This window comes from Streptomyces sp. NPDC046860 (genome assembly GCF_040645115.1).
GTDB lineage: Bacteria > Actinomycetota > Actinomycetes > Streptomycetales > Streptomycetaceae > Streptomyces.
Genome location: NZ_JBEYXQ010000003.1, coordinates 262,726 through 284,233, shown reverse-complemented (window position 1 = coordinate 284,233; position 21,508 = coordinate 262,726). Strand labels below are relative to the sequence as shown.

19 protein-coding genes are annotated in these 21,508 nt (G+C 74.4%); 7 read left to right on the top strand and 12 right to left on the bottom strand.

The window, feature by feature from the left end; all coding sequences use genetic code 11:
- The first annotated feature begins 38 nt into the window (after positions 1–38).
- Positions 39–803, top strand: a complete 765-nt coding sequence (locus ABZ898_RS06950; protein WP_361653620.1) for an alpha/beta hydrolase — start codon at positions 39–41, stop codon at positions 801–803.
- Between the two features lie 67 nt (positions 804–870).
- On the opposite strand, the gene ABZ898_RS06945 is transcribed toward ABZ898_RS06950, so the two are convergent.
- The 7 genes from ABZ898_RS06945 to ABZ898_RS06915 form a co-directional block, all read right to left on the bottom strand.
- On the bottom strand, positions 871–1,047 hold the full coding sequence (locus ABZ898_RS06945) for a hypothetical protein (protein WP_361653618.1): 177 nt from the start codon (positions 1,045–1,047) through the stop codon (positions 871–873).
- Positions 1,048–1,138: 91 nt separating this feature from the next.
- Positions 1,139–2,626, bottom strand: coding sequence for a sulfatase-like hydrolase/transferase (locus ABZ898_RS06940; RefSeq protein ID WP_361653616.1), 1,488 nt, complete (start codon positions 2,624–2,626; stop codon positions 1,139–1,141).
- A 100-nt stretch (positions 2,627–2,726) separates the two neighbouring features.
- Entirely contained in the window at positions 2,727–3,041 is a 315-nt protein-coding gene (locus ABZ898_RS06935; protein ID WP_361653614.1) for a hypothetical protein, read from the bottom strand.
- Positions 3,042–3,133: 92 nt separating this feature from the next.
- Complete coding sequence (locus ABZ898_RS06930; protein WP_361653612.1) at positions 3,134–3,343, bottom strand: antitoxin; 210 nt, start codon at positions 3,341–3,343, stop codon at positions 3,134–3,136.
- A 68-nt stretch (positions 3,344–3,411) separates the two neighbouring features.
- The gene (locus tag ABZ898_RS06925) at positions 3,412–4,227 is read right to left on the bottom strand and encodes a maleylpyruvate isomerase family mycothiol-dependent enzyme (RefSeq protein WP_361653610.1); all 816 of its coding nucleotides are present in this window, start codon (positions 4,225–4,227) and stop codon (positions 3,412–3,414) included.
- 143 nt (positions 4,228–4,370) lie between these two features.
- Entirely contained in the window at positions 4,371–5,984 is a 1,614-nt protein-coding gene (locus ABZ898_RS06920) for a molybdopterin-dependent oxidoreductase (protein ID WP_361653608.1), read from the bottom strand.
- 44 nt (positions 5,985–6,028) lie between these two features.
- Complete coding sequence (locus ABZ898_RS06915; RefSeq protein ID WP_361653607.1) at positions 6,029–6,628, bottom strand: TetR/AcrR family transcriptional regulator; 600 nt, start codon at positions 6,626–6,628, stop codon at positions 6,029–6,031.
- Positions 6,629–6,724: 96 nt separating this feature from the next.
- Here ABZ898_RS06915 and ABZ898_RS06910 point away from each other — a divergent pair, with 96 nt between their 5' ends.
- A complete protein-coding gene (locus ABZ898_RS06910; RefSeq protein ID WP_361653605.1) occupies positions 6,725–7,969 on the top strand; it encodes an NADH:flavin oxidoreductase/NADH oxidase family protein in 1,245 nt (414 codons plus the stop codon).
- 72 nt (positions 7,970–8,041) lie between these two features.
- Here the strand turns inward: ABZ898_RS06910 and ABZ898_RS06905 are convergent, their stop codons facing one another.
- The 5 genes from ABZ898_RS06905 to ABZ898_RS06885 form a co-directional block, all read right to left on the bottom strand.
- Complete coding sequence (locus ABZ898_RS06905) at positions 8,042–9,622, bottom strand: succinic semialdehyde dehydrogenase (protein WP_361653603.1); 1,581 nt, start codon at positions 9,620–9,622, stop codon at positions 8,042–8,044.
- A gap of 14 nt (positions 9,623–9,636) precedes the next feature.
- Complete coding sequence (locus tag ABZ898_RS06900; RefSeq protein ID WP_361653601.1) at positions 9,637–10,551, bottom strand: acetoacetate decarboxylase family protein; 915 nt, start codon at positions 10,549–10,551, stop codon at positions 9,637–9,639.
- 88 nt (positions 10,552–10,639) lie between these two features.
- A complete protein-coding gene (locus ABZ898_RS06895; RefSeq protein ID WP_361653599.1) occupies positions 10,640–11,617 on the bottom strand; it encodes an alpha/beta hydrolase in 978 nt (325 codons plus the stop codon).
- A gap of 176 nt (positions 11,618–11,793) precedes the next feature.
- Entirely contained in the window at positions 11,794–12,519 is a 726-nt protein-coding gene (locus tag ABZ898_RS06890; protein ID WP_361653597.1) for a CbiX/SirB N-terminal domain-containing protein, read from the bottom strand.
- Positions 12,516–13,682, bottom strand: coding sequence for a uroporphyrinogen-III synthase (locus ABZ898_RS06885; protein ID WP_361653595.1), 1,167 nt, complete (start codon positions 13,680–13,682; stop codon positions 12,516–12,518). The genes ABZ898_RS06890 and ABZ898_RS06885 overlap by 4 nt, the downstream gene beginning before the upstream one ends.
- Before the next feature lie 191 nt (positions 13,683–13,873).
- Between ABZ898_RS06885 and ABZ898_RS06880 the strand changes: the two genes are divergently transcribed.
- From ABZ898_RS06880 to ABZ898_RS06860, 5 genes are read left to right on the top strand one after another with little or no spacing between them, the layout of a single operon-like run.
- Positions 13,874–15,979 (top strand): molybdopterin oxidoreductase family protein, encoded by a 2,106-nt coding sequence (locus ABZ898_RS06880; RefSeq protein WP_361653593.1) that lies wholly within the window; start codon positions 13,874–13,876, stop codon positions 15,977–15,979.
- The gene (locus ABZ898_RS06875) at positions 15,976–17,196 is read left to right on the top strand and encodes an FAD-dependent oxidoreductase (protein ID WP_361653591.1); all 1,221 of its coding nucleotides are present in this window, start codon (positions 15,976–15,978) and stop codon (positions 17,194–17,196) included. The genes ABZ898_RS06880 and ABZ898_RS06875 overlap by 4 nt, the downstream gene beginning before the upstream one ends.
- Positions 17,193–19,766 (top strand): nitrite reductase large subunit NirB, encoded by a 2,574-nt coding sequence (gene nirB / locus ABZ898_RS06870; protein ID WP_361653589.1) that lies wholly within the window; start codon positions 17,193–17,195, stop codon positions 19,764–19,766. The genes ABZ898_RS06875 and nirB overlap by 4 nt, the downstream gene beginning before the upstream one ends.
- On the top strand, positions 19,766–20,167 hold the full coding sequence (locus tag ABZ898_RS06865) for a nitrite reductase (NAD(P)H) small subunit (protein ID WP_361653587.1): 402 nt from the start codon (positions 19,766–19,768) through the stop codon (positions 20,165–20,167). Before nirB ends, ABZ898_RS06865 begins: the two co-directional genes overlap by 1 nt.
- Complete coding sequence (locus ABZ898_RS06860) at positions 20,158–21,492, top strand: nitrate/nitrite transporter (protein ID WP_361653585.1); 1,335 nt, start codon at positions 20,158–20,160, stop codon at positions 21,490–21,492. The genes ABZ898_RS06865 and ABZ898_RS06860 overlap by 10 nt, the downstream gene beginning before the upstream one ends.
- Positions 21,493–21,508: the final 16 nt, after the last annotated feature.

Genomic DNA, 21,508 nt, shown 5'->3' with positions numbered 1-21,508 from the left:
GCGCCTCGACCTCATGGCACTCCCGAAAGGCAACACCTGTGCGTTCTCTGCAGTTCACCACCGAGTCGTCGTCGGACGGCATGACCGGGCGCGACTTCCTCCTGGGTGACATCCCCGGCGTTCTGTGGTCGCCCGACCCGGCCGGCGCCCCCGCACCCCTGGTCCTGATGGGACATGGCGGCGGCGCCCACAAGAAGCACCGTGCGATGGTGGGCCGCGCCCATCTCCTGGTGAAGGACTGCGGCTTCCACGCCGCCGTCCTCGACGCGCCCGGTCATGGCGACCGGCCGCGCACCGCGCTCGACGAGCGGGACATCGCCGCACTGCGTACGGCGCAGGCGGCGGGCGAGCCGGAGAGCCCGGTCGTCGTCCCGTACAACGCCCGGCTGGCCGAGCAGGCCGTGCCCGAGTACCGGGCGCTGCTCGACGCCCTCCGGGAGCTTCCGGAGATCGGCGCCGAGGGGCCGGTGGGTTACGTCGGCATGGGCCTGGGCATGGCGATCGGGGTGCCGCTGGTGGCGGCCGAGCCCAGGATCACGGCCGCGGTCTTCGGCATGGCGTGGCCCGACGCCCTGTTCGACGCGGCGAGGCGGATCAGCGTGCCGGTCGAGTTCGATGTGCAGTGGGACGACGAACGTGTCCCCCGCGAGTCCGCCCTCGCCCTGTTCGACGCCTTCGCCTCGAAGGAGAAGACGCTGCACGCCAACGCCGGAACCCATGTCGCGTGGCCGCTGTTCGAGGCCGAGAGCGCGACCCGGTTCTTCGCCCGGCACCTCGGCGGGCAGGTGACCCCGACCGCCTGACGGCGACCGGCCGGCGGGCGGGATCCGTCCGCGCCGGGCGGGGTGACCGCCCGCCCGGCGCGGGGCTTCAGCGTCTGCGGCCGCGGGCCTTCCAGCCGGCGCCGATGCCGGCGACGTGCAGCGCCAGCAGGGCGAGCCCGATGAGCATGACGTTGGTGGAGCTGAAGGTGTCGTTGGTCGAGATGTCCGCCGCGTTGATGAGGAAGGCGATGAAGAACAGGACCGCCGAGATGATGGCCAGCACGAGGTGCTCCCCTTCGGGTGAGTGAGGACTTCCGGAACACAGTCCGGATGCCCCTGGAAGGGGCTCCCAGTCACCCCGGCGGGCGGGCTTCTCAGTCCTCCACGCGGGCGGCCTTCGCGCAGGCTTCGGCGCCCTCGCATTTCTGAAGCTCCGTCAATGTCTTGTGCAGAGCGTCCTGTTGGGACTTGGGCAGGGAGGCGGCCCGGTTGTGCAGTTGGTCCGGGTCATGTGCGACGTCGTAGTACTCGCGCTCGCCGTCCGCGTACTCGACCCACAGCGCGTCCGTGGTCCGGACGGCCTCGTAGGAGGGCGGGTTGCCGCTGTCGTCGGGGGCCGCGTCGGGGTCGTCCTTCCTGGAGGCGGGACGGTGGTGTTCGATCAGCACCGCCTGCCTCCAGCCGGTCACCTTCTCGCCGTGGAGCAGCGGGGCGAGGCTGGTGCCGTCGGCCGTGCCGCCCGGTGTGGCCCCGGCGAGGTCCTGGAAGGTGGGGCTGAGGTCGATGTTCGATGCCTGCCGGGTGACCTCCCGGCCGGCCGCCACGCCCGGCCCCGCCACCACGAGCGGCACCCGGATGTCGGTGTCGTACGCCGTCTGCTTGCCGGGGCGCAGACGGTGTTCGCCCATGTGGAAGCCGTTGTCGGAGCTGAACACGAAGTAGGTGTCGTCGGCGAGGCCCTTGGCCTTCAGCTCGTCCCGCAGGCGCCCGATCATGTCGTCCACGGCCTGCACGGAGCGGGCCCGCTTGGCGAACTTCTGGTCGATGGTGCGCTGTTCGTCCCCGGACAGCGGCTTCAGCCCGCGCTGCCATGCCGGTGCCGGGTCGGACGGCTTGTCGTAGGCGGGGGTGCGGGGCGCCTTGAGTCCGGGGAATGCACCGGCGTCGCGGGGCGCGGGGGTGGCGGGGCCGTGCGGGGCGAAGGTCGCCAGTTCCAGCACGAACGGTTTCCCGGCCGCCGCCGAGGAGTCGATGAACGACGTCGCCTTCTTCGACACCACGTCGGTGAGGTAGTCCTCGGGTTCGTGACCGTACGGGACGACCTTGCCGTTCTCGTTCAGGCTGTAGCCGAACTCGGGGTAGCCGTTGCCGGCCACGTCCCACTCGTCCCAGCCGGGCGGGACGTAGGGCTTGCCGGTGCCGTGCCGGTCGGCGGGCAGGTAGCCGTTGAGGTACTTGCCCATGAAGCCGGTGCGGTAGCCGGCCTGGTGCAGGGCGGGGCCGTAGCAGTCGCGCTCGTTGCCGCCCCGGTTGTAGGCACCGTAGCCGCCGTCGTCGCCGTTGTTGGTGAACACCCCGGTGTTGTGCGGGTACTTGCCGGTCAGGATCGAGGAACGGGAGGGGCAGCAGAGCGAGTCCGTCACGAAGTAGTCCGTGAACGTGGTGCCGTCCTTCTGTAACTCCTTCACGTGCGGCATGTAGGGGACGAGGTTGGTCGCCAGGTCGTCGGTGAGCACGAAGACGATGTTGGGCTTCTTCGCCGCGCCGGACGTGTCGCCGTGCGCCTCGGGGGCGGCGGGTGCGCCGCAGGCGCCGAGCAGGAGGGCGGCGGCCGCCAGGCCGAGCAGCCGATGTCGCTTCATCGTGGTGAGACCTCCAGGCCGGTACGGTTCCCGGCTGCCGGGAACGGGACGGCGGCACCGTAGGAGGCGACATTGTCGAAACTCTGTGGAGGGCGGCCGGTCAGAGCGGGAAGTCGGTGTCGAGCCCGGCGAGCCCCTCCTCCCAGCGCCGGCGGCGCTCCTGCCCGGACTGCTCCCACCACGGCGTCCCCCGCTCCCCCAGCGCGGTCTTGGCCCGCCGCACCCGGCTCCGCGCGGCCCGCTCCGCCGCCTGGTCCGGGGCGTCGCGCACGGCACGCCGGGCGGCCATGAGGTGGCGGCGCAGCCGGGCCGCGTCCTCCTCGGGGATCTCCGGGTCCGTCGCACGCCAGCGCCGCCCGCCGATGACGACGAAGTGGCCGTCGGGCGTCTTCTCGGGCGGGGGGTGCTCGGCCATGGGGCCGATTCTGACCGGCCGGGCACGCGAACGGTGCGGGACACGCGCTCGTGTCCCGCACCGTCGTCGCTCCGCTCCCGGCCGGGGACCGGTCAGTGCCGGGGCGTGCCGTCGGCGTCGGGGCGGCCGCTCCCGTAGGAACGGCGCACGGCGTCGGCGGCCTTGTCGGTCTGCGCGTCGTACTTGTGGCCCGTGCGCTCGTCGATCATCCGCTCGACACTCGCCACACCCTTGTCGGCCTGGTCAGGGTGACCCTTCGCCAACTCCTTGGCCTTGTTGGCCAGATCCCCGAACTTGCTCATGGGAAGCCTCCTGCGATCGAGCGCGTACGTCGTTCCCGACCACGCCTACCCTCGATCTCCGTTCACCATCAGGGTGCTTCGAACAGTGTGGGGAACCGGAGCGCGAGCCAGGGTCTGCGGCCCCAGGCGAGCACGCCGCCGCGCGCCATGGCCTGCCAGGGACCGAGGCGGCCCAGGGCGATGAGGAGGAAGGTGACCGGTTCGGTGACGATGGTGCAGTCCGGGCTGCGCGGCGGGTCCGGGTGCACCTCGGCCGTGCCGTCGGAGAAGGTGACGCCGAAGCTCTCGCCGCCCCGGACGCGCAGGGCGTAACGGGCCTCCAGCCCGGCGGGGGCGACGGCGACGCGGGGCATCGCCGTCTTCAGGAAGGGCAGGCACAGGCCGACCCGTGCCGCATCGATCATGTGCGGGCGGCCCAGCCCGCGCGCCAGGTCCCAGCCGTGGCCCAGCATGTGGGTCAGCAGGTAGGAGGCGAGCACGTCCGGCTCCATGGGGCCGAGCGGGGTCAGGAGCGTGCGGCCGGGCCCGGCCTCCTCCGTCGCGGCGAGGAACGCGTCGGCCCCGTCGACGATCAGCGCGGCCAGCGGCTCCGCCCCGCGCTCGGGGAACTCGTCGAGGCTCCGGGCGTTGGCGGCCGCGAGACTCCCGGGCGTGCCGTCGCCGTAGGGGCGTTCCCGCCCGGCCGCGAGATCGGCCATCAGGGCGCCTGCCAGGGCCAGATGGGCGGCGGTCTCGCCGACGGACCACTCCAGTCCGGGTACCGGGACGGTGGTGTCCGTCGCTGCGCGCAGCAGGCCGGCGATGTCGCCGGCCGTCTCCCGTATCGCCTGTCCGAGCCCCTCGGGCAGCGGGTTCCTGGCGCTTCTCCTCGTTCCCCGCTCCACGCCGCTCGTTCCCCTCGTCTCTCCGTGATCACGTACTGGCACCCGCGGTACGGAACCAGACCGGCCCGTCCGGGGCAAGGGGCGGGGCGTCCCCGGCGGCCGGGTCGGGCCGGGGTGGGTCGCGCTGCGGTCCGCCGCGCGCCTCACTCCACGGTCACGACGACGGAGTGCCATCCGCTGGCGCCGTCGGGGACGGTACGCGCGCGCTTCTCGGTCTGCACGCTTCCGGTGCGGTCGGTGGCGCGCACGGTGAGGGTGTGGGACCCCTTGTCCGCCCGCCAGGGGAAGGACCACTGGCGCCAGGTGTCGCGGGAGTCCTCGGCGGCCAGGTGCGCCTCCTGCCAGGGGCCGTCGTCGACGCGGATCTCCACCTTGTCGATGCCGCGGTGCTGGGCCCACGCGACGCCGGCCACCATGACGGTCCCGGTCTTCGGCCGGGCGAACGGCTTGGGCGTGTCGATCCGGGACTGGGTCTTGATCGGCGCCTTCCGCGCCCAGCCGCGCTTGACCCAGTACGGGTCGTAGGAGTCGAACGTGGTCAGCTCGATGTCCTGGATCCACTTGCAGGCGGAGACGTACCCGTACAGCCCGGGGACGACCATGCGGACGGGGAAGCCGTGCTCGAAGGGCAGCGGTTCGCCGTTCATCCCGACGGCGAGCATGGCGTCGCGGCCGTCCATGACGTCCTCGACGGGGGTGCCGATGGTCATGCCGTCCACCGAGCGGGCCACCAGCTGGTCGGCCGGTCCGCCGCGCGAGGGTGCCTGGACCCCGCATTCGGCGAGCAGGTCGGCCAGGCGGACGCCCACCCAGCGGGCGTTGCCCGCGTAGGGGCCGCCGACCTCGTTGGACACGCAGGTCAGGGTGATGTTGCGTTCGATCAGGTTCCGGCGCAGCAGGTCGTCGAAGGAGAGGGTGAGCGGCCGGGTCACGCCCTTGCCGTGGATGCGGAGCCGCCAGGCCATGGCGTCGACCTTGGGCACCACCAGGGCGGTGTCGACGCGGTAGAAGTTCTTGCTGGGTGTGAGGTAGGGGCTGACTCCGTCGACCCGCAGCGCCGCCCGCGCGGGCACCGGCTCGGCCGGGGAGCCGGGGCGGGGCAGGACGACCTGCTTCCGGGAGGCCGCCGCGTCGCCGGCCCGGGAGGAGGTGAGCGACCGGCCGGCCCCGCCCACGACGGCGGACGCGGCCGCGGCCGAGGTGGCCGCGATGACGAAGCCCCGGCGGTCCCAGGCGCCCGGTTCGGCGGGCGCGCCGTCAGCATCCGCTGTCGGTACGGGGGTTGTGAGGCGTCCCGCCAGGAAGTACAGGAGGGCGGCTCCGGCGACGGCTCCGGTCAGGGAGGGCAGCGCGTCCGTGAAGCCGCGCGAGTCGGGCCGGGTGAGGGCGGCGGCCGCGCCGATGACGCCGAACAGCAGGATTCCGGCGGCCCCGGCCGCCCGGCGGCGTACCGCCAGGGCGCCCAGGGCCAGGGCGAGCAGGGTGAGGACCGCGAGGATGCCGAGCTGGAGGACCAGCTTGTCGTCGGTGCCGAAGTTGCGGATCGCCCAGTCCTTGACGGCCGCCGGGGTGCGGTCGATGGAGGCCGAGCCGACCGCGACGACCGGGCTGGACTGGGGACGTACGGCCGCCGCCACCAGCTCGGCCAGCGCCAGGGAGGCGAAGCCGGCCAGGAGGCCGCTCAGTGCCCCCAGCGCCCCCAGCGCCGGCCGTGACAGACGTGACGGTGTCCTCGGGCCCTGCTGTTCCTCGCTCATGCGGGGAATCCGGTCCCGGGGCGCGGGCGGATTGGTGGCGGCTTCTACGGCTCCTCGCGCGGCGCCGTCCCGAGGGCGCCGAACAGTGCGTGGACCGCCGCCCGGACCTGAGTGCCGACCGCCTCGGGCGAGGAGGCGTCGAGTTTGCCGTCCAGGTGGAGGAAGGCGAGGCCGTGGACGAGGGCCCACACCGTCGTCGCCAGGCTGTCCGGGTCGGCGCCGGGGAAGGCTCCCCGGACGATGTCGCGGACGTACTCCGAGATCGCGGCGGTGGCCGCGACCCGCTCCTCGCTGGTGGGGTCGCAGGGCTCGGCGAACATCACCCGGAACATCGCGGGCCGGTCGAGCGCGAAGCGTACGTACGCGACGGCCACCGCCGCCAGTTCGTCGGGGGTCACGGGCGAGGGGTGGGCGGCGACCAGGTGCGCGGCGAGTTCGCGGTACCCCTCGGCGGCGACGGCGGAGACCAGGGCGTCGCGGTCGGCGTAGTGGCGGTAGGGGGCGGTCGCCGACACTCCCGCGCGTCGCGCCACCGCGCGCAGGGACAGGCCGGCGCTGCCGTCCTCCTCCAGCAGCTCCCGCGCGGCCCGCAGGCAGGCCGCGCGCAGATCGCCGTGGTGGTACGAGCTGGTCGCTTGCGGCATAGGTCACACTCCCTGAAGTTTACGGCGCTTACATCTCTGACCTAATGTGAACGCTGCACACATTGTAAGCGATGGAGATCGAGAGGGGAAAGCAGGATGACCAGCGAACTGTTCTCGCCGTTGTCCCTGCGCTCCGGGCAGGTACTGCGCAACCGGATCGCCAAGGCGGCCATGGAGGAGAACATGGCCGCCGACGGCCAGTTGCCCGGCGCCGAGCTGCTCGGGCTGTACCGGCGCTGGGCCGAGGGCGGTGCCGGACTGCTGCTCACGGGCAACGTCATGGTCCACGCCGAGGCACTGACCGGCCCGGCCGGTGTGGTGCTGGACGAGGCCGCGCCGCTGGAGCCGTTCGCCCGGTGGGCGAAGGCCGCCAAGGCGGGCGGCGGGGCGGTCTGGATGCAGATCAACCACCCCGGACGCCAGATCGGCTCCGACATGCCCGGCGTCGTGTGGGGCCCGTCCGCCGTCGGTGTCGACCTCGGCAGGCACAGCGGCCGCTTCGGCCGCCCGGTCGCCATGACCGCCGAGCAGATCGAAAAGACGGTCACCCGGTTCGCGGTGACCGCCCGGCGCGCCGAACAGGCGGGCTTCGACGGGGTGGAGGTGCACGCCGCGCACGGCTACCTGCTCTCGCAGTTCCTCTCCCCCCTGGTCAACAAGCGCACCGACCGGTGGGGCGGCTCGCTGGAGAACCGGGCCCGGATGCTGATGGACGTGGTCCGCGCGGTACGGGCCGCCGTCTCGCCCTCCTTCGCGGTCGCGGTGAAGCTGAACTCCGCCGACTTCCAGCGCGGCGGCTTCGACGCGGACGACGCACGCCAGGTGATCGGGATGCTCGCGCCGCTCGGTGTCGACCTGGTCGAGCTGTCCGGCGGCAGCTACGAGAGCCCGGCGATGTCCGGCCGCGCCGCCGACGCGCGCACCCAGGCCCGCGAGGCGTACTTCCTCGACCTGGCGAAGGACCTGGTCGGGTCGAGCCCGGTGCCGCTGATGCTGACCGGCGGCATCACCCGGCGCGAGACGGCCGAGCGCGTCCTCGACAGCGGTGTCGCCGTCATCGGGATGGGCACCGCCCTCGCCGTCACCCCGGACCTGCCGGCGCGCTGGCTCACCGGCGGCGAGGCCGGGCGGCAGCTGCGTCCCGTGACATGGTCGGACAAGGCGCTCGCCTCGGCGGCGAGCATGGCCCAGGTCCGCCACCAGATGCGCCGGATCGCGCGCGGCGGCCGCCCCCGGCCCGGCACCCACCCGGCGGTCGCCCTCCTCGCCGAGCTGCGCAAGCAGCGCCGGGCGCTGCGGCGCTACCGCACCTGGCTCACCACACAGCGGCGCGCCGCCTAGGCACGCACCGCGCACGACAAGGCGGCGCGGCCTCCCCCCGGGAGCCGCGCCGCCTTGTCGCCGGTCGTCGGTTCAGCGCGAGCCGACCGCCTTCAGCACCTTCAGGGCGCCGGTCAGCAGGGCCGCCCAGGTCTCCGGCGGGATGCTCTTCGGCGGGGTGAACCCCTGGACGCGCTGGTGGGCGACGGTCTGGGCCTCGGTGTACTTGAGGATGCCCTCCGCGCCGTGGCGGCGGCCGAGACCGGAGTCGCCCATGCCGCCCATCGGCGCGTCGACGCTGCCCCAGGCGGCGGCGAACGCCTCGTTGACGTTGACGGTACCCGCGTGCAGCCGGGCGGCGACGGCACGGCCCCGCGAGGCGCTGCGGGACCAGACGCTCGCGTTGAGGCCGTACGACGTGGCGTTGGCCCGCGCGACGGCCTCGCTGTCGTCGTGGACGGGGTGGACGGACACGACGGGGCCGAAGGTCTCGTGCTCGTACAGCGTCATGTCCGGGGTGACACCGGCGAGGATCGTCGGCTCGTAGAACAGCGGGCCCAGGTCCGGGCGCGCCCTGCCGCCCGCGAGCACCTTGGCGCCCTTGGCCACGGCGTCGTCGACGTGCTCGGTGACGGTGCGCAGCTGGGCGGGAGTGGTGAGGCTGCCGACGTCCTGGCCGAAGTCGTACGAGGCGCCGACCTTCAGCCGTTCGGTGCGGGCGACGAACGCGTCCACGAACCGGTCGTGGACCGCGTCCGCCACGTAGAGCCGCTCGACGGAGACGCAGAGCTGGCCCGCCGAGGGGAAGCACGCGGCGATCGCGCCGTCGGCGGCCTTGTCGATGTCGGCGTCGTCCAGCACCAGCATCGCGTTCTTGCCGCCGAGTTCGAGGGAGGAGCCGATGAGCCGCTCCCCCGCGTCCCGCGCGATCCGCCGGCCGGTGGCGGTGGAGCCGGTGAACATCATGTAGTCGGCGTTGTCCATCAGCGCGCCGCCGAGGGAACCGCCCCGCCCGAGCACCATCTGCCAGACACCGGAGGGGAGTCCGGCCTCCCGCATCAGCTCCAGTGACCACAGCGCCGTGAGCGCGGTCTGCGTGTCGGGTTTCTGGACGACGGCGTTGCCGGCCATGAGGGCCGCGATCGCGTCACTGGCGGCCATGCTCAGCGGGTAGTTCCAGGGCGAGACGACCGCGACGACGCCCTTGGGGTGGCGCAGTTCGGTGGTGTGGGTGAGCAGCGGGATCGCACCCCGGCGGCGCTTGGGCGCGAGGTACCGGGCGCCGTTGCGGGCGTAGTAGCGGGACACGACGGCGATGTCCACGACTTCGAGGAACGCGTCGCGGCGGGTCTTGCCGTTCTCGGCCTGCATCAGGTCCAGCGCCTCGTCCTGGCGGGCGAGGACGAGGTCGTGGAAGCGGAGCAGGATCTGCTTGCGGCGGCTCAACGGGAGCGCGGCCCAGGACCGTTGGGAGATGCGGGCGCGCGCGAAGGCGTCCTCGACGTCGGCGGGCGTGGAGACGGGCAGGTCGGCCAGGGGTGCGCCGGTGTAGGGGGCGGTGGTGGTCACGCGGGCGGCGTCGGGTGCCGCGCTGACGCGTGCCGCGAGCCGCTCGGTCCGGGCCGGGGTCAGCGAGGCGGGAAGCGGGACACGGGTGGCTGGGGCGGTGGCCATGGCGGGGTTCCTGTCTACCGGGTGCGGACCGAGGTCGGGACGGGCATGTGCAGGGCGAGCTGCCCCTCGGTGACGACGTCGAACTGGACGGTCCGCATCGGCCTGAGGGAGCGCAGGTCGTCGGCCATGCGCCCTTGGCCCACGGTGAGCCGGACGCCGCGCGGGACGAGCGAGGTCCCGGCCGAGAGCACGTTGGTCTGGCTCAGGGTGGAGTGCCAGGCCCCGCCGATCGAGGTGTACGAGGTCAGCGACGTGACGCGTTCGCCGCTCGGGTGGCTCTTCTGGGCCGGGGTGGGCGCGGAGAGCGCGAGGTCGACGCCGCCCGCGTCGTTCGCCACCCGCGCGGTGGTGCGGTGGGCGTCGATGTCGACGTCGAGCCCGGTCACCCACTTGGGGAAGCCGTAGCCGTCGTGTCCGCGCACCTGGGCGATCTCGGTGCTGACCGGCAGGGAGAGCACGTAGGAGTCGAGGTGCTCGTTCTTGAGCGCGGCGACGAGGTCGAAGAGGCCGAGCCCGCCGTGGCGGGCGGGCTTCACGGCGACGCCGATCGCGGCCTCGGTGTAGAAGTCGATGTCGCACACGTCGTACCGGAAGAACATCGCGGAGACCAGGCCGAGTCCGGGCGCGACCTCCAGCGGGGCGAGTTCGCGGGGCAGCCGGGAGCGGATGGCGCGGGCGGGCGCGAGCATCGTGAGCCGGGCGGTGGAGACGCGGTAGTAGAAGTTCGGGGTCAGCGTGGGGCCGATCGGCGAGTCGACCCTGGTCTTCGGCAGCTTCCGGAAGAAGTCCACGCCGCTGACGCGGGGGTCACGGGCCACCTCGTCGAGGTCGGTCTCCATCCCATACCGGTCGTACAGACCGCCCTCGGGGACCGGGACCGTACGGCCACCGAGGTCGACCTTCACTGTTTTCTGCCGGGAAGCGGGCATGACGCGGCTCCTGGAACGCATGTTGACGGTGATTACATCAGCGTAGCCACTGATGTAAGCACCGTCAACAAATGTCGTGCCGCCTGCCTCACTCGTCGTCGTGCAGGGCGTTCCCCAGGAAGTCGATGGCGATCTTGCGAGCGATGTTGGCCGCCCGGGTGTCCCGCAGGCTGTCCAGGAGCAGGAAGTCGTGCACCATGCCGGCGACCCGGACGGAGGTGACGTCGATGCCCGCCTCGCGGAGCTTGTTGGCGTACTGCTCGCCCTCGTCCCGCAGGACGTCCGCCTCGTCGGTGATGACCAGGGTGGGCGGCAGCCCCTGGAGCTCGCTCAGGGACGCCTGGAGCGGGGCGGCGTACACCTCGTTGCGGTCGGACGGGTCGGAGGTGTAGGCGTCCCAGAACCACTTCATGCCCTCGCGGGTGAGGTAGTAGCCCTCGGCGAACTGGTTGTAGGACGGGGTGTCGAAGTCGGCGTTCGCCACCGGGTAGAGGAGGCACTGGGCCTTCAGGTCGATGCCGCCGCGGTCCTTGTTCATCAGCGCGAACACCGCCGACATGCAGCCGCCGACCGACTCTCCGGTGACGGCGATGCGCGAGGTGTCCAGGCCGTGCTCGGCGCCGTGCTCCAGCACCCACTGGCCCACGGCGTAGTTCTGCTCCACCTGGGTCGGGTACTTGGCCTCCGGCGCGCGGTCGTAGACCGGGAAGACACCGGCCGCGCCCGCGCCGACGGTGAGTTCGCGGAAGAGGCGGTCGTGGGTCTTGTCGTCGCCGAACACCCAGCCGGCGCCGTGGATGTAGATCAGCACCGGCAGCGGGCCGGTCACGCCCTTGGGGCGGATGATCCGGGTGCGGACCGTCCCCCACTCACCGGCGTCCACGTCGACCCACTCCTCGTCGACCTCGGGGCGGGGCACGCTGGTGTCGCTCTGCAGGTCGGCGAGGATGGCCCGGCCCTGCTCCGGCGGGACCTCGTAGATCCGGGGGTGCGGGTCGGTCGCCTCGGCGAGCTCCTTCGCGGCCGGTTCGAGGTAGGGGGTGATGGGCGGCGGGATGTCGGCCATGGCCACTCCTTGGAATGGGCACACGAGTGCCTCGTCGCGCGGCTTGCCCAGCCGCTGGTGGTGGCGGGTGCCCCGGGACGGTGACCGTCCGGACGGGCACCGTGCCCCGAGGGGGACTGATCCCCCGTCCATGGTTCGTGCCACCGCCGCCGACCGCAAACGGGCGCCCGCGTCCGTCAGCCGCCCCGGGCCCGCCCGGCCGCCGCGAGCCGCGCCGCGCCCGCCGCCTCGTCGTACCGGCGCAGCACCAGTTCCGCGACCGAGGGGTGGGTGCCGAGGGGGGCCGTCGTCCAGCGGGCCCCGGTCCCGGCCAGCGTCCGGGCGAAGTGGCCGGGGGCCAGGAGGTGAGCCGCCAGGGACACGGCCGGACGGCCGGCCGCGTGCCAGGCGGACACCGCCTCGGCGGGCGTCGGGCCTTCGCCGGAGGCGTGGGCGACGGTCACCGGGGCGCCCAGGCGGGCCGACAGCAGCCGGGCCGACTCCGCGGTGTCCGCCCGGGCGCGGGGGTCCGAGGAGCCGGTGGCGGCCAGGACGACCGGTCCGCCGTCCGCCGGGCGGCCCGCCTCGGCCAGCCGGGCCGCCAGGGCGTCGGCCAGCAGCGGGGAGGGGCCGAGCGCGGGGGCCACCCGGACCGCGCCGGGTGGGACGTCCGCCATGAGGGCGGGGAGGTCGGCGCGTACGTGGTAGCCCCTGGCCAGCAGGAGGGGAACGGCGACGGCGGGGCCGGACAGGTCCTGAAGGGCCCGCGGCACCGTGGGTTCCACCAGCCCCAGCCAGGCGAGCTCCACCCGCAGCCCGGGCCGCAGACGGCGGACCTCGTCCAGCAGGGCGCGTACCGTGCGCACCCCCTCCGGATCACGGGTGCCGTGGGCCACCGCCAGCAGGACGGGGCGGGCGTTCACCGGGTGCCTCCGCGGGGTTCCGTCGCCAGCCGGTACCCGCGCTTGGGCACCGTGCGCACCAGACCCGCGTAAGGGCCGAGGGCCGCACGCAGGCGTGTCACGGCGGCCTCGACCGCGTGCTCGTCGGCGCCCCGGCCCGGCCACACCCGGCGCAGCAGCTCGGGGCGGCCGACCACCCAGCCGGGGCGCTCGGCGAGCGCCCTGAGGACCCGCGCCGACCCCGGCGTGAGCCACACCGCCTCCGGCAGCTCCCCCGTCCCGTCGCCGCCGAGCAGCAGCGCGTTGCCCTGGAGGACCAGCGTGCGGTCGCCGGCCGGGACGGGGTAGCGGTTCCGGCCGGGGAGCGTGGCGGTGAGCAGGTGGACCATCGCTCCCAGTCTGCCTCGTTCGGGCCACACCGGCTCCGCGCCGACCTCCAGCAGCGGGCGGGCGCACACCGCGCCGACGCACAGGGCCAGCACGTCCTGCCGCAGCCGTTCGAGGACGGTCTCGTAGCGGCCCGCCGCCTCGGCGTGCTCCAGGAAGGAGGTGATGGCCGGCGCCGAGGTGAACAGCAGCGCGTGCACCTCGCCGCGCGCGGTGGCCTCGGCCAGCCGGCGGACCGGCTCGGGGTCCTGCGGCGGCGCCCACCGGTACACCGGCACCTCCACCACCTCGGCGCCGCGTTCCCGCAGCGCGGCCGCCAGCCCCGGCAGCGGCGCCCCGTGCTCCTGCACGGCGACCCGCCGCCCGCGCAGATCCCGCGCGAGCAGCCAGGACCGCAGTTCGTCCACCGCCTCCGAGGCCGGCGACCAGGTCTCCCTGGTGCCGCAGGCCCGTACCGCGCCGGTCGCCTTCGGACCCCTCGACAGCACCGCGGCCTCCCGGCAGGCCGCGGTGAGCGCGGCGCCGTACCCCCAGCCCTCGGCGGCGCTCATCCAGCCCCGCCAGCCGACGCCGGTGGTCGCCACCACGTAGTCGAGCGGGGCCGCGAGGCATCTCTCCGTGGCCGCGCGCAGTGCGGCGTCGTCCTCCAGCGGCACGATGCGCAGCGCGGGCGCCTCCACCACCCGTGCCCCGCGCCGGCGCAGCAGCGCCGTCAGCTCCTCACGCCTGCGTGCCGCCGTGACGCCCACCGTGAATCCGGTGAGTTCGGCGGGCTTCTCCCTGGTACCGGCCTTCATGCCCCGAGGCTGCGGGGGCGCGATGTCGCGGCCGTTGCCCGCCGGTCACGTCCCCGTTACCAGGGCGGGCGGGCGTGTTACGGAAGATGTCCTCTCCCGCACACCGCTCCGGCGGTGCCGTGCGGGTCCCGTACCGCACGGGCAACGCGGGCGAGCGCCGGTGGTAACCGCGGCGGGCCAGCCTCTTGGTCATGACCGACACACACTGTCCGTACTGCTCCCTCCAGTGCGGGATGCGCCTGCGCCCCGCCGAAGGTGTGCCCGAGGTGACCGGGCGCGACGAATTCCCGGTGAACCGGGGTGCGTTGTGCGGGAAGGGACAGACCTCGGCCGCGCTGCTGGCGCCCGGTGCGCGGCTCACCGCGCCCCTGGTGCGTGACGGGGACGGTCTGCGCGAGGCGTCCTGGGAGGAGGCGCTGGACCGGGTCGCGGCGGCCATGACCGCCACCGCGGGCGCCCACGGGCCGGACGCGGTGGGGGTGTTCGGCGGTGGCGGCCTCACGAACGAGAAGGCCTATCTGCTCGGCAAGTTCGCCCGGGTGGCGCTGCGCACCCGCTCGATCGACTACAACGGCCGCTTCTGCATGTCCTCGGCGGCGGCCGCCTCGCGCGCCGCGTTCGGTCTGGACCGCGGTCTGCCGTTCCCGCTCGCGGACGTGGCCCGCACCGGCTGCGTGATCCTGGTCGGCGCCAATCCGGCCGAGACGATGCCGCCCGCCGTGCGCTACCTGCGGGAGTTGCGGGAGAACGGCGGCACGCTCGTGGTCGTCGACCCGCGCCGCACCCGGACGGCGGAACTGGCCGACCTGCATCTCCAGCCCGTCCCCGGCACCGACCTGGCCCTGGCACTCGGGCTGCTCCATCTCGCTGTCGCCGAGGGGCACGTGGACGAGGCGTTCGTCGCCGCCCGCACCACCGGCTGGGCCCGGGCCCGCGCCGCCGCGATGGCCCACTGGCCCGAACGCGTGGAGGCGCTGACCGGCGTCTCGGTACCCCAACTCCGGCGGGCGCTGGACCTGTTCACCCGCACCCCGGACGGCATGGTGCTCACCGCGCGCGGGCCCGAGCAGCAGAGCAAGGGCACCGCGACCGTCGGCGCCTGGATCGACCTGTGCCTGGCCACCGGCCGGGCGGGGCGGCCGCTGAGCGGCTACGGCTGTCTCACCGGGCAGGGCAACGGCCAGGGCGGCCGCGAACACGGGCAGAAGTCCGACCAGTTGCCCGGCTACCGCTCTCTGGAGGACCCGGAGGCACGGGCGAACGTCGCCGCCGTCTGGGGCGTGGACCCCGGCACGCTGCCGCGCTCCGGGCCCTCGGCGTACGAGCTGCTGGACTCCCTCGGCCGCCCCGGCGGGGTCCGCACGCTGCTGGTCATGGGGTCCAACCCGGTCGTGTCGGCCCCGGACGCCTCGCGCGTCGCACGCCGGCTGGGCGCGCTGGACCACCTCGCGGTGTGCGACGTCGTGCTGTCCGAGACCGCCCTGCTGGCCGACGTCGTCCTGCCGGTGACGCAGTGGGCGGAGGAGACCGGCACGCTGACCAGCCTGGAGGGCCGCGTCCTGCTGCGCCGGGCGGCCGTCGCCCCGCCGCCCGGGGTGCGCGGCGACCTGGCGGTGCTGCACGGGCTGGCCCGGCGGCTGGGCCACGCGACGGGTTTCCCCGACGCCCCCGAGGAGGTCTTCGCCGAGCTGCGCCGGGCCACCGCCGGGGCGCCCGCCGACTACTCCGGCATCTCCTACGACCGGATCACCGCCGAGGACGGCGTCTTCTGGCCCTGCCCGGCCCCGGACCACCCCGGCACCCCGCGCCTCTTCCTGGACCGCTTCGCCCACCCCGACGGCCGGGCCCGCTTCGCCGCGCCCTCCCACCGGCCCGCCGCCGAGGAACCCGACGGCGCCTACCCGCTGCACCTCACCACCGGGCGGACCGTCACCCACTACCAGAGCGGCGCCCAGACCCGCCGGGTGGCGGAACTGGCCGCCGCCGCGCCCGGACCGTACGTCGAACTCCATCCCGCTCTCGCGGCCGGGCTCGGTGTCGGCGAGGGGGACCTGCTCACGGTCACCAGCCGCCGGGGGGCCGTCACCGCACCGGCCCGCGTCACCCCCGCCATCCGTTCCGACACGGTGTTCATGCCGTTCCACTGGCCCGGCGAGGGACGCGCCAACCTGCTGACCAACCCGGCTCTCGACCCCGTCTCCCGGATGCCGGAGTTCAAGGTGTGCGCGGTGCGGGTCGAGAAGGCGGTGCTCCCCCGGGTCCGCGTGCCCGACGCGCCGGTCGCGGTGACGGCGTGAGGTCCCGCCGCATCGCCGTCGTCGGCGCCGGGATGGCCGGCGCGCGCCTGGCCGCGCAGCTCCACGCCCACGCCGGGCCCACGGAGACCACGCTCTACGGCGCCGAACCGCAAGGCCCCTACAACCGCACCCTGTTGGCCGACGTCCTCGCCGGGCGCCACCGTGCCGACGCGCTCGCGCTGCCCACCGGGGACGCCCGCGTGCGGACCGGCGCCGAGGTGGTCGCCGTCGACATCCGGGGCCGCGCCCTGACCCTCGCCGACGGCAGCCGCGAGACCTACGACGAACTGGTCCTCGCCACCGGTGCCGAACCGGTGCTCCCGCCGCTCGGCGGCCCCGTCGGCCCGTCGGCCGGTGTGCACACGCTGCGGTCCCTCGCCGACTGCGCCCGCCTCGCCCGGGACGCGGACACCGCCGCCCGTGCCGTGGTGATCGGCGGGGGTGTGCTGGGCATAGCCACCGCCCGCGCCCTCGCCGCCCGGGGACTGACCGTGCGGATAGTCCACCGCGGCCCGCACCTGGCCGAACGCCATCTGGACCGCCTGGCCGGCACCGCCCTGCGCACCGCGCTGGACCGCCTCGGCGTCACGGTCCACACCGGCGAGCGAGCCCCGGTCCTGGAGGGCGGCGAGCGCGTCACCGGGGTCGCACTGGCGGACGGCCGCCGGACGGCGGCCGACCTCGTCGTCCTCGCCTGCGGGGCGCGTCCCCGGACCGGCCTCGCCCGCGCCGCCGGGCTGGCGGTGCGGCACGGCGTCATGGTGGACGACACCCTGGCCTGCGCCCCGCACACCTACGCCATCGGGGACTGCGCCGAGCACCGAGGCGTCCCGCAGGGTCTGGCCACGACCGCCTGGGACCAGGCCGACGTGCTCGCGGCCCGGCTCAGCCGCACCGGTCCCGGCGCGCGGTACACCGGCTCGCCCGCCCTGGCCCGCCTCACCGCGGGCCCCGTGGAGTACGCCGCGTTCGGCTCCTGCGACGACGCAGCCGAGGAGGGCGCCGACGTGCTGCGCATCGGCGACGCCACCCGCGGCGCCTACAAGAAGCTCGTGCTGCGCGGCGACCGGATCGTCGGCGCGATCCTCGTCGGCGACCTCGCCACCGCGGGCGGCCTCGCCCGCGCCTTCCTCACCGGCCGTCCCGTCGGCCCGGACCCGCTGTCCCTGCTCGTCCCTCCGTCGTCCGCCCGCCTCCCCGAGGAGTCCCGCCCATGACCGCCTCCCCCCACCGGCCCCCGAAGGAACTGCTGCTCGTCGGCCACGGCATGGTCGGACAGCGCTTCCTGGAGGCGCTCGCCGAGCAGCCGGGCGCCGACGCCTGGCATGTCACCGTGCTCGCCGAGGAGCCACGGCCCGCCTACGACCGCGTGCACCTGACGAGCTGGTTCTCCGGCACGACCGGCGACGAACTGGGCCTGGTTCCGGACGGGTTCATGGCGCGGCACGGCATCACGCTCCGCCTCGGCGACCCGGCCGTCCGCGTCGACCGCGCCGCCCGCACCGTGACCAGCGCCTCCGGCCGCGTCCTGCGCTACGACGCGCTGGTCCTCGCCACCGGTTCGTACCCCTTCGTGCCGCCCGTGCCCGGAGCGGACACCCCCGGCTGCCACGTGTACCGCACCCTCGACGACGTCCGGGCCATCCGGGAGGACGCCGCGCGGGCCCGTACGGGGGTCGTCGTCGGCGGCGGGCTGCTCGGTCTCGAGGCGGCCGGCGCGCTGCGCGCCCTGGGACTGGACACGCACGTGGTGGAGTTCGCCCCCCGCCTGATGGCGCTCCAGGTCGACGAGGGCGGCGGGGCGGTGCTGCGCCGCAAGATCGAGGATCTGGGCGTGCGCGTGCACACCGGCGCGGGCACCTCGGCCGTGGAGGCGGGCTCCGACGGCCGCGTCCGCGCGGCCCGGCTGTCGGACGGCACCGAACTCCCGGCGGAACTGGTGGTGTTCTCGGCCGGGGTCCGCGCCCGGGACGAGCTGGCCCGCGCGTGCGGGCTGCCGGTGGGAGAGCGCGGCGGCATCACCGTCGACGCCTCCTGCCGCACCGCCGACCCGCACGTCTGGGCCATCGGCGAGTGCGCCCAGGCGGCCGACGGCCGGGTCTACGGCCTGGTCGCGCCCGGCTACGCGATGGCGGAGACCGCGGCCCGGCGACTGTGCGGCCTGGAGGGCGAGTTCACCGGCGCGGACCTGTCCACCAAGCTCAAGCTGCTCGGCGTGGACGTGGCCAGCTTCGGCGACCCGCACGGCACGGCCGACGGCTCCCTGGACGTCACCTTCACCGACAGCCGCTCCGGCGTCTACAAGAAGCTCGTCATCGGCGCCGACGACACCCTGCTCGGCGGTGTCCTCGTCGGCGACACAGAGGCGTACGCCGTCCTGCGGCCCCTCGCGCTCGCTGGGAAGCCGCTGACCGTACCCCCGGAGCGGCTGGTCCTGCCCGCCGCCGGGGACGGCGGCACCACGCCCGAGCTGCCCGACGACGCGGTGCTGTGCTCCTGCCACAACGTGACCGGCGGCGCGGTCCGCGCGGCCGTACGGGAGCAGGGACTCACCGATGTCGCCGGGGTCAAGAAGTGCACCAAGGCCGGTACCGGCTGCGGCAGTTGCCTGAAGACCCTCGGCACTCTGGTCCGGGACGAGCTGGCCGCGAACGGCACCGAGGTGTCCCGCGACCTGTGCGAGCACTTCGCGCACACCCGCGCCGAGCTGTACGAGATCGTCCGCGTCCGGGGCATCACCGACTTCACCACGCTGCTCGGCCGCCACGGCACCGGCGAGGGCTGCGACGTCTGCAAGCCCGTCGTCGCCTCGATCCTGGCGAGCCTGGGCAACGGACATGTCCTGGACGGCGAACAGGCCGCCCTCCAGGACACCAACGACCACCATCTCGCCAACCTCCAGCGCAACGGCTCCTATTCGGTCGTGCCGCGCGTGCCGGGCGGTGAGATCACTCCGGAGAAGCTGATCGTCATCGGGGAGGTGGCCCGCGACTTCGGCCTCTACACCAAGATCACCGGCGGGCAGCGCATCGACCTCCTCGGCGCCCGCGTCGACCAGCTCCCCGCCGTCTGGCGCCGCCTGGTCGACGCCGGGTTCGAGTCCGGCCACGCCTACGGCAAGGCGCTGCGCACCGTGAAGTCCTGCGTGGGCGAGACCTGGTGCCGGTACGGAGTGCAGGACTCGACGGCACTCGCCATCGAACTGGAGCTGCGCTACCGGGGGTTGCGCGCCCCGCACAAGCTGAAGTCCGCCGTCTCCGGCTGCGCCCGCGAGTGCGCGGAGGCGCAGTCCAAGGACTTCGGGATCATCGCCACCTCCGCCGGATGGAACCTGTACGTCGGCGGGAACGGCGGCACCACCCCGCGCCACGCCGACCTGCTCGCCACCGACCTGGACAAGGCGACGCTGGTGCGCACCATCGACCGGTTCCTGATGTTCTACATCCGCACCGCCGACCGCCTGGAGCGCACCGCGCCCTGGCTGGAACGGCTGGAGGGCGGCCTCGCCCATCTGCGGGCCGTCGTGCTGGACGACTCGCTCGGCATCGCGGCCGACCTCGACGCCCAGATGGCCCGCCATGTCTCCGGCTACGCCGACGAGTGGGCCGCCGTGCTGGAGGACCCCGACCGGCTGCGCCGCTTCACCTCCTTCGCCAACGCCCCGGACGTGCCCGACCCCACGGTGACCTTCGTCCCCGAACGCGGCCAGATGCGCCCCGCCCGGCCCGGCGAACCCGGACGCCCGCTCACCGACCTCGTCCTCACCGCCCGTCAGGAGGCCCTGTGATGACCGTCTCCACCGAAGCCGGGCCGGCCCAGGACGTCGTCGTCGAGGTCCGGCACGGCGCCCGCTGGGTGCCCGTGCTGCCCTACGCCGACCTCGTCCCCGGGCGGGGGGTGGCCCTGCTGCTCGGCGAGGAACAGGTCGCCCTCTTCCGCGACCGGGACGGGCGGCTGCACGCGGTCGGCAACCGCGACCCGTTCAGCGGCGCCCAGGTCATGTCCCGCGGCCTGCTCGGCAGCAGGGGGGCGGCGCGGGTCGTCGCCTCCCCCATGTACAAGCAGGTCTTCGACCTGAGCACCGGCACCTGTCTCGACGAGCCCGTCGCCCCCGACGGCACGCCCGCCCGGCTGCCCGTGTGGCCGGTGCGCACCACTCCCACCGAAGGCGGTTCCGCATGCCCGTGACCCACCCCACCGGCTCCTCCGGCGTCCGCGAGGCCGCCCCCGCCCCGCCCCGGCTGCTGCCGGGCCGGAGCCGCGAACTCACCGACTGGCGGCCCGAGGACCCCGCCTTCTGGGAGGCGGGCGGCGCCCGTGTGGCCCGCCGCAACCTGGTCTGGTCCGTCCTCGCCGAGCACGTCGGCTTCTCCGTCTGGAGCCTGTGGTCCGTCCTCGTCCTCTTCCTCGGCCCCGAGTACGGCGTCGACCCGGCCGGCAAGTTCCTGCTGACCGCCCTGCCCACCGCCCTCGGCGCGCTGCTGCGCGTCCCCTACGCCGCCGCCGTCGCGGTGTTCGGCGGGCGCACCTGGACGGTGGTCAGCGCGCTGCTCCTGCTCGTCCCCACGGTGGCGACCGCCGTCGTACTGGAGCCCGGCGCCTCCTACGGCACCCTGCTGCTCACCGCGTGCCTCGCGGGCGTCGGCGGCGGCAACTTCGCCTCCTCCATGGCGAACGTCAACGCGTACTACCCGCAGGCCCTCAAGGGCTGGGCCCTCGGTGTCAACGCGGGCGGCGGCAACCTCGGTGTCCCGGCGGTGCAGCTGGCCGGGCTCGCCGTCCTCGCCACGGCGGGCGCGGGCCATCCCCGCCTGCTGGTGCTGCTGTACGTGCCGCTCATCGTCGTCGCCGCCGGGTGCGCCTTCCTCCGGATGGACGACCTGCGCCTGCCCCGGCCTCCCGGGCAGCTGCGCGTCCTGCTGGGCTGGCGGCACACCTGGCTGGTGTCGCTGCTGTACGTGGGGACCTTCGGCTCGTTCATCGGCTTCTCGTTCGCCTTCGGGCAGGTGCTCCAGGTGCAGTTCGCGGCGGAGTTCGCCACCCCGGTCAGTGCCGCGTACCTGACCTTCCTCGGCCCGCTGCTCGGCTCGCTGGTCCGTCCGGTGGGGGGCAGGCTCGCCGACCGGTTCGGCGGGGCGCGGGTGAGCCTGGCGGCCTTCGCGGCGATGGCGGGCGGCGCCCTCCTGGCGCTGGCGGCCTCCCGGGCGCACTCCCTGCCGCTGTTCGTGACGGCGTTCACCGCCCTGTTCGTCCTCAGCGGCCTGGGCAACGGCTCGACCTACAAGATGATCCCGACCCTGTGCGGCACCGTCCCGGACGGCGCGGCCCGCGCCTCCGCCCTGATCGGCTTCGCCGGCGCGGTCGGCGCCTTCGGGGGCGTGCTGGTCAACATCGCCTTCCGCCAGTCGTTCCTGGCCGTCGGCAACGGCGACGCGGCCTACGTCGCGTTCGTCGCCGCGTACGTGCTCTGCGCCGGGGTGACCTGGGCGGCGTACGTCCGCCGGACGGCCTGAGCCGGGCGCGGCCGCA